The organism is Micromonospora sp. MP36 (assembly GCF_008119785.1).
Classification (GTDB): domain Bacteria; phylum Actinomycetota; class Actinomycetes; order Mycobacteriales; family Micromonosporaceae; genus Micromonospora.
This window is the reverse complement of sequence record NZ_VSFA01000197.1, coordinates 1-6501: the sequence shown is the minus strand read 5'-3', so window position 1 is coordinate 6501 and position 6501 is coordinate 1. Positions and strand designations below refer to the sequence as shown.

The 6501-nt window shown below is 68.1% G+C and carries 7 protein-coding genes; all 7 read left to right on the top strand.

Going from position 1 to position 6501, the window contains the following annotated elements; genetic code table 11:
- Window positions 1-269 (top strand): integrase core domain-containing protein (locus tag FXF52_RS40030; protein WP_148804853.1); only part of this gene is annotated, 269 nt, incomplete at its 5' end.
- A 156-nt stretch (window positions 270-425) separates the two neighbouring features.
- Window positions 426-776 (top strand): hypothetical protein, encoded by a 351-nt coding sequence (locus FXF52_RS40025; protein WP_187414011.1) that lies wholly within the window; start codon window positions 426-428, stop codon window positions 774-776.
- A 184-nt stretch (window positions 777-960) separates the two neighbouring features.
- Window positions 961-1164 (top strand): cold-shock protein, encoded by a 204-nt coding sequence (locus FXF52_RS40020; protein ID WP_148804851.1) that lies wholly within the window; start codon window positions 961-963, stop codon window positions 1162-1164.
- Between the two features lie 95 nt (window positions 1165-1259).
- On the top strand, window positions 1260-2225 hold the full coding sequence (locus FXF52_RS40015; protein WP_148804850.1) for an acyl-CoA desaturase: 966 nt from the start codon (window positions 1260-1262) through the stop codon (window positions 2223-2225).
- Between the two features lie 1595 nt (window positions 2226-3820).
- On the top strand, window positions 3821-5245 hold the full coding sequence (locus FXF52_RS40005; RefSeq protein WP_148804848.1) for a DEAD/DEAH box helicase: 1425 nt from the start codon (window positions 3821-3823) through the stop codon (window positions 5243-5245).
- Window positions 5246-5436: 191 nt separating this feature from the next.
- Window positions 5437-5640, top strand: coding sequence for a cold-shock protein (locus tag FXF52_RS40000; protein ID WP_148804847.1), 204 nt, complete (start codon window positions 5437-5439; stop codon window positions 5638-5640).
- A 74-nt stretch (window positions 5641-5714) separates the two neighbouring features.
- Window positions 5715-6500, top strand: a complete 786-nt coding sequence (locus tag FXF52_RS39995; protein ID WP_148804846.1) for a methyltransferase — start codon at window positions 5715-5717, stop codon at window positions 6498-6500.
- Window position 6501 lies beyond the last annotated feature (1 nt).

Genomic DNA, 6501 nt, shown 5'->3' with positions numbered 1-6501 from the left:
CGAACTCGATCATGGAACGCTGGGTACAGACCTGCCGTCGTGAGCTCCTGGACCGCACGCTGATCTGGAACCAGCGGCATCTCCTCCACGCCCTGAGAGAGTTCGAGAACTTCTACAACTCCCACCGGCCTCACCAAGGCATCGACAACGCACGCCCGCTGTACCCGTTGCCCACGCCGATCGCCGACCCGGACAAGATCGCCCGCCTCGACATACGAAGGCACAATCGTCTCGGCAGTCTCCTACATGAGTACAAGCATGCTGCGTGACCTGCACGGACGAGGTTTCGGCAAGAGCAGGGTTGTATCCGATGCTGGCCGACGACACCTGCCGGCTGCTGGCCTGCGACTACGACGGCGCGCAGTGGCAGCTCAATGCCAAAGCGTACGTCTCAGGCAGCTGAGGCGGCCGGGGTGCCGACGGCGGTGGAGATCTCCCGCTCCGGTCGTGGCGCCCACGTCTGGACCTTCTTCAGCGAGCCAGTGCCGGCGGTGGAGGCGCGAGCGTTGGGGTTCGGGCTGCTGCGCGAGGCGATGACGGTCCGTGGTGAGCTTGGGCTGGCCAGCTACGACCGCTTCTTCCCATCCCAGGACCACCTGCCTGCCAAGGGTGAAGGGCTGGGCAACCTGATCGCGCTGCCGCTGCAAAAGCAGTGCCGCGACGCCGGCACCACAGTCTTTGTCGACCCAAACACGTTCACGCCGTACCCGGACCAGTGGGCGTTTCTGGCCGGTGCCGCCTCCAGGAGAGGGCCGAATCCGCCCGTGCGGGAATAAGGGCAGGTGTGGGAGAGTTTACTTCTCCAGGTCGTGATTTTGCGTGTTTCAGTAGTTGATCTTTTGACATCCGCGGATCAGGTAGCGCGGGTGGTTTCGTCTTCCTCTTGGGGCGGATGTGGCCGCCGGGGCAAACGGCTCGGATAGCCGCAGGGTGCGGCTCCCACTCCCAAGGAGGAGACATATGGCACAGGGCACCGTGAAGTGGTTCAACGACGACAGGGGCTTCGGCTTCATCTCCGTCAACGACGGCAGCGCCGACGTCTTCGTCCACTTCTCTGAGATCCAGTCGAACGGCTGCCGCAGCCTCGCCGAGAGCCAGCTGGTCGAGTTCGACATCGTGCAGGGCCAAAAGGGCCCGCAGGCAGCGGGCGTACGCGTCCTCTGAGCAATCGTGATCATGGCCGGGAACCCGTCGGGCTCCCGGCCATGTCGCTAACGGGCCAGCAGGAACCCCACCACCGAAACTCAGACAGGAGTCGCATGGGCGCGACCAGTCCGCCGGCGGTCGTCGATCGCCTTGATGTCCCCCGCACCGTTAACGAGCCCAAGCCGCTGCTCGCCGCGCCGCAGACCAGAGCAGGTGCGGTCGCGATCTGGATCTTCGTGGTCACCCCGTTCATCGCTCTCCTCGCCGCCATGCCGGTCGCGTGGGGCTGGGGGCTGTCCGGCGTCGACCTGACCTTGGCGATCACCACCTATCTGATCAGCGGGTTCGGCATCGCGGCCGGGTATCACCGCCACCTGACCCACGGGTCGTTCAAGGCTCGGCGCGGACTGCGCATCGCGCTGGCCGTGGCTGGATCGCTCGCCGTCGAGGGTTCGCCGACCCAGTGGGTCGCCAACCACCGCCGCCATCACGCCTTCTCCGACCGCGAAGGCGACCCCCACTCGCCTTGGCGCTACGGAACCAGCGTCACCGCGGTGCTCAAGGGCCTGTTCCACGCCCACATCGGCTGGATGTTCCGGCGAGAGCTGAGCAACCGGTCCCGCTTCGCCCCGGACCTGCTCGCCGACCGCGACATCCGCGTGGTCGACCGCCTCTTCGGGCCACTGGTCGCGGTGTCCCTGCTCACGCCCGCCCTGATCGGCGGCCTCGTCACCGGCACCTGGGCGGGCACGCTGAGCGCCTTCTTCTGGGCCGGGCTGGTCCGCATGGCCGTGCTGCACCACGTCACCTGGTCGGTGAACTCCATCTGCCACGTGGTGGGCGACCGGCCCTTCGTCAGCAAGGACCGGGCCACCAACTTCTGGCCCCTGGCGATCCTCTCCTTCGGCGAGAGCTGGCACAACTCCCATCACGCCGATCCCACCGGAGCCCGCCACGGCGTCCTGCGCGGCCAGCTCGACCCCGCCGCCCGGCTCATCTGGATCTTCGAGAAGCTCCGGCTGGCCCGCGACGTGCGTTGGCCGGTGCCCGAACGGCTCGACGCGAAGCGCACGCGGTAGGACTGCGCTCTGCTGCGGTGGCCGTATGTCCGCACTGGTGCTGGTCTATGAAGGGTCGGACATCGAGGCCAACTGAGGTTGCCTTCGGGAAGTTCTCCCATCATGGACCGCACGACCGCCTCGGGCTGTGCCTCTGATCAACGTCGCGCTGCCGAGCGGCGCCACGGAGGCTGGTCTGGAAACCGCGGATTGCACCGTCGCAGTCAGCTCGCCGCGCAGCCCGACGGCCGGGAGGTCTGCCAGGAGTGCTCCTGACGTCCCACTGTCAGGTCGCGAGTTCCCGCCACTCGGGACGACCACCCAGCCATGCGTTGGCGAGGATCTGTGCCGACGCCCGACTCGGACAGGGGTGTAGCTTCGACCGGCCTGCGATGCCGCCGGTCTGTGCCTCTACTTCCCATCGGTGGCCGTCGGTGCGGATGTAGACGTCGCGACGCCCCCGCGGACTCCGGTCCCCGTTCCACCAGTGACGCTCGATTCTCACCTGCTGACCGTATAGCACTGCGGAGGGACGAACCATAATGATCTTGGGAAGACGGTCAGTGTGATCAGGAAACCCACAAATGTGGACGAGAGTTGGGAGACCTGACCGGGCCAGAACAGGACGCATCCGCGGAGCGCCGCCTTCGCGACGCCACGTATGCCTTCTGAGCAGATGTCCGGCGAGCGCATCCAAGGACCGATCGAAGCGATTCAACAGCGCGCCGACGACGACCACGTTCGACCGCCTCCGGCGCACGTACCTCCCAGCCATCCAGTCAGACCCCAAGCAGGTCATGTCATGAGCTGTCCGACTCTCATCACCGGTCACCGGCGGCGAGACGGGCGGCGCCTACACCGTGCGCTGTTGCACTGGGGCGACCACCCCGACCGGGGTCACGATGGGTGCGGCCGTCGCGGTTCGCGGCAGCACCCTCGACGGGGACACGTTGATCGGGATGGCCGACGCGACAACATACGCGGGCAAGGCCGAGCGGCGGTCCACCGCCACCGCCCGATCTGGTGGTCGAGTCATGGGAGACGTGCTGATTCCACCTGCACAGGACGTCGATACGTGCGACGCGTCGAACCGACACGCGTGGTAGCCCTTACCGACTGGGCTCCGTGGCGTCGTGATGCCTAACGAACGGCAATGGGCGCGGTCGTCGACTTCCGGTCGGCGTCACCCTCGACACGGAACGGGGTGCGCAGGCGGGTCATCGCAGCCGAACTCACGTCGACGGCAGGTGTGTGGTCGAAAGGCGCATCTGCTCCCGATGCTTCACGGAACAAATTCGAGTCATACGCGGTTACATCAGTCAAGAGCTGCTCCAAGTTTGCGCGCCAACGCGCGATTCACCCGCTCGCACATGCAAGCCAGGTGCGGAAAATGAGCGGTGCGCATCCGGCCGCCCGCCGAGGGATCCGTTTCGCTCGGCCCGTCGAACCCTAACCCAAAAAGCCCATCGTGTACGGACTGGGCCCGGGTGCGGGCAGATTGATCAACCAGTCCGCCGGTTCCGACCACGGCCTGCATCCTTGATGTCGACCACCACGCGCCGCGACCAATCGGTCAGCGCCGTGCAGGGCGACCCCTTCCACGTTCGGAGACTCCCATGGCGGCACGCCGCCCCAGCAAGACACCCCTTGTCCCAGCCACATCCTTCGCCGACCTCGGCGTGCCCGGCCGCCTGGTCGCCGCGCTCGAGCAGGCGGGCATCAGCACGCCGTTCCCGATCCAGGCCGCGACGCTTCCGGATTCACTCGCCGGACGCGACGTGCTGGGGCGTGGCAGGACGGGATCGGGCAAGACATACGCCTTCGCTCTCCCGGTCCTCGCCCGGCTCTCGGCCGCCACGTCTCCGCGGCTGCCCGGCCGCCCGCGCTCGCTCATCCTGGCGCCAACTCGCGAGCTGGCGACCCAGATCGAAGCGACGATCGCACCGCTGGCCACCGCGCTGTCGCTGCGAACCCTGACGATCTTCGGTGGGGTTAGCGCGCGGCCACAGGTCGGTGCACTGCGTGCCGGGGTCGATATCCTCATCGCCTGTCCCGGCCGGCTCGCCGACCACGTTTCGACCGGCGACGCGATCCTCGACGCCGTCGAGGTCACGGTGCTCGACGAGGCGGACCACATGGCCGACCTGGGCTTCCTGCCGGCCGTACGGCGACTCCTCGACAGGACACCGCCCCGCTCCCAGCGGCTGCTGTTCTCGGCGACGCTCGACGCGGGCGTCGACGTCCTCGTGCGGCGGTACCTCTCCAACCCAGTCACCCACAGCGTCGACTCGGCGATGTCTCCGGTCGCCGCGATGACCCACCACGTGCTCCGGGTGCGTCACGATGACCGGCTCCCCGTCCTGATCGACCTGACGGCCGCCCCGGGGCGCACGCTCGTATTCACCCGCACCAAGCGGGGCGCCAAGAAGCTGACCAGTCAACTGGTCGCTTCGGGAGTGCCCGCCGTGGAGCTGCACGGCAACCTGGCGCAAAACGCCCGTACCCGCAATTTGGCGGCGTTCTCCGCCGGCGACGCCCGCGCGCTTGTCGCGACCGACATCGCGGCGCGCGGTATCCACGTCGACGATGTAGCTCTCGTGATCCACGCCGACCCGCCCGCCGAGCACAAGGCATACCTGCACCGCTCGGGGCGGACCGCGCGTGCCGGAGCGAGCGGCACCGTCGTCACCCTGATGACCGACGACCAGGTCACCGACGTGCGCGACCTCACCCGCCAGGCCGGCATCAACCCGACGATCACCCGGCTTGGGCCCGGTGACTCGCTGCTCACCGAACTCGCCCCGGGCGAGCGCCGCTTCGTGACGCCTCCCCTAGCGGCGACGGCGCCGCATCAGGGACGAGCCCACAGCGCCACGCGGCGCCCGGATCCGCGCACGGCGGCGGGCGGATCGACCGTCAGCGCAGCGCGCGGGCGAGGCTCCGAGCGTCGGGCGAGTGCCGCGGAAACCACGTCCGTGCCACGGGGCGCGGCGGCGTTCTCTTCCAGCACGCGGGTTGGTAGCCGGCGCGGTCAGCGCTGACAGCGAAGACACTGCGCGGTGCGCCCGTGCTAGCCTCACCGGGTTGCAACCTTCGGTTTGTCGCATACTTTGCCAGCGCCTGGTGGGTATCTAACCCGCCAGGCGCTTTTGTTCTGCCGGTTCTTCCGGACGAGCAGCGGCGGCAACCGAGGGCCCGTACGTGGCTCTATCAGCTACTCAGAGGAGATGACATGGCATTCGGTACAGTCAAGTGGTTCAACGCGGACAAGGGCTTCGGCTTCATCGCGCAGGATGGTGGCGGCGCTGACGTCTTCGCCCACTTCTCGGCCATCTCATCGAGCGGGTTCCGCAGCCTGGAAGAGAACCAGCGGGTCGAGTTCGACGTCGAGCAGGGCCAGAAGGGCCTTCAGGCCGCCAACATCCGTGTGGTCTGACGTTGACTCCGCCAAGCCGTGGTGACGAGGCCTCGCCCGTCGCCACGGCGGTGGCTGAGAGAACGGACCGGCGAATGCCGGTTCGTTCCGACACCGTGGCCCTTCCCGGCCTCGAACCGCTGGTGTTGCAAGCGCTGTCCGCCCCCGAGTGCGCGGGGACCGTCAGCATCGACCGGCTCCGGCTGGCCCCGGTGCCGCTGGTGCCGGAGGTGCGACTGGTCATGGCCGAGGACGCGATCGTCCTCTGGGCACGGCTCGAAGCCGAGGCGGGGCACGTCCTCCCGCCGCCGTTCTGGGCGTCGGCCTGGACCGGTGGGCAGGGTCTTGCGCGTTACATCCTCGATCACCCGGAGACCGTGGCCGGTTGCCATGTCCTCGACGTCGCATCCGGCTCCGGATTGGTCGCTATCGCCGCGGCGATAGCCGGCGCGGCCGGGGGCACCGCCAACGACATCGACCCCTACTCGATCGCGGCAATCAAGGCCAACGCCCGCGCCAACGGCGTCGAGTTGACCCTGTCGTCGAGTGACCTGCTTGACGGCGACGTTGACGGCGTGGATGTGGTGTTGGCCGGTGATGCGCTCTACCACCCGTCTGTGGCGGCCCGGATGCTGCCGTTCCTCGCCCGCGTCGTGGCGAAGGGCGCCCGGGTCCTTGTTGGCGATCCGGACCGGGGCCACCTAGCCCATGACTGGCTGGAGCGGGTGGCGACGTACGAGGTGCCGATGAGCGGCGCTCCGGAAGACGCGCAGCTTCACCTGACGAGCGTGCTCATGCCACGACGCGACAAGGTGGACGACCGGCGGGGGCCGGCCCCACCGCCACGGGGGGACTCCCAACCCCGCCGCCACCCGGGGTGAG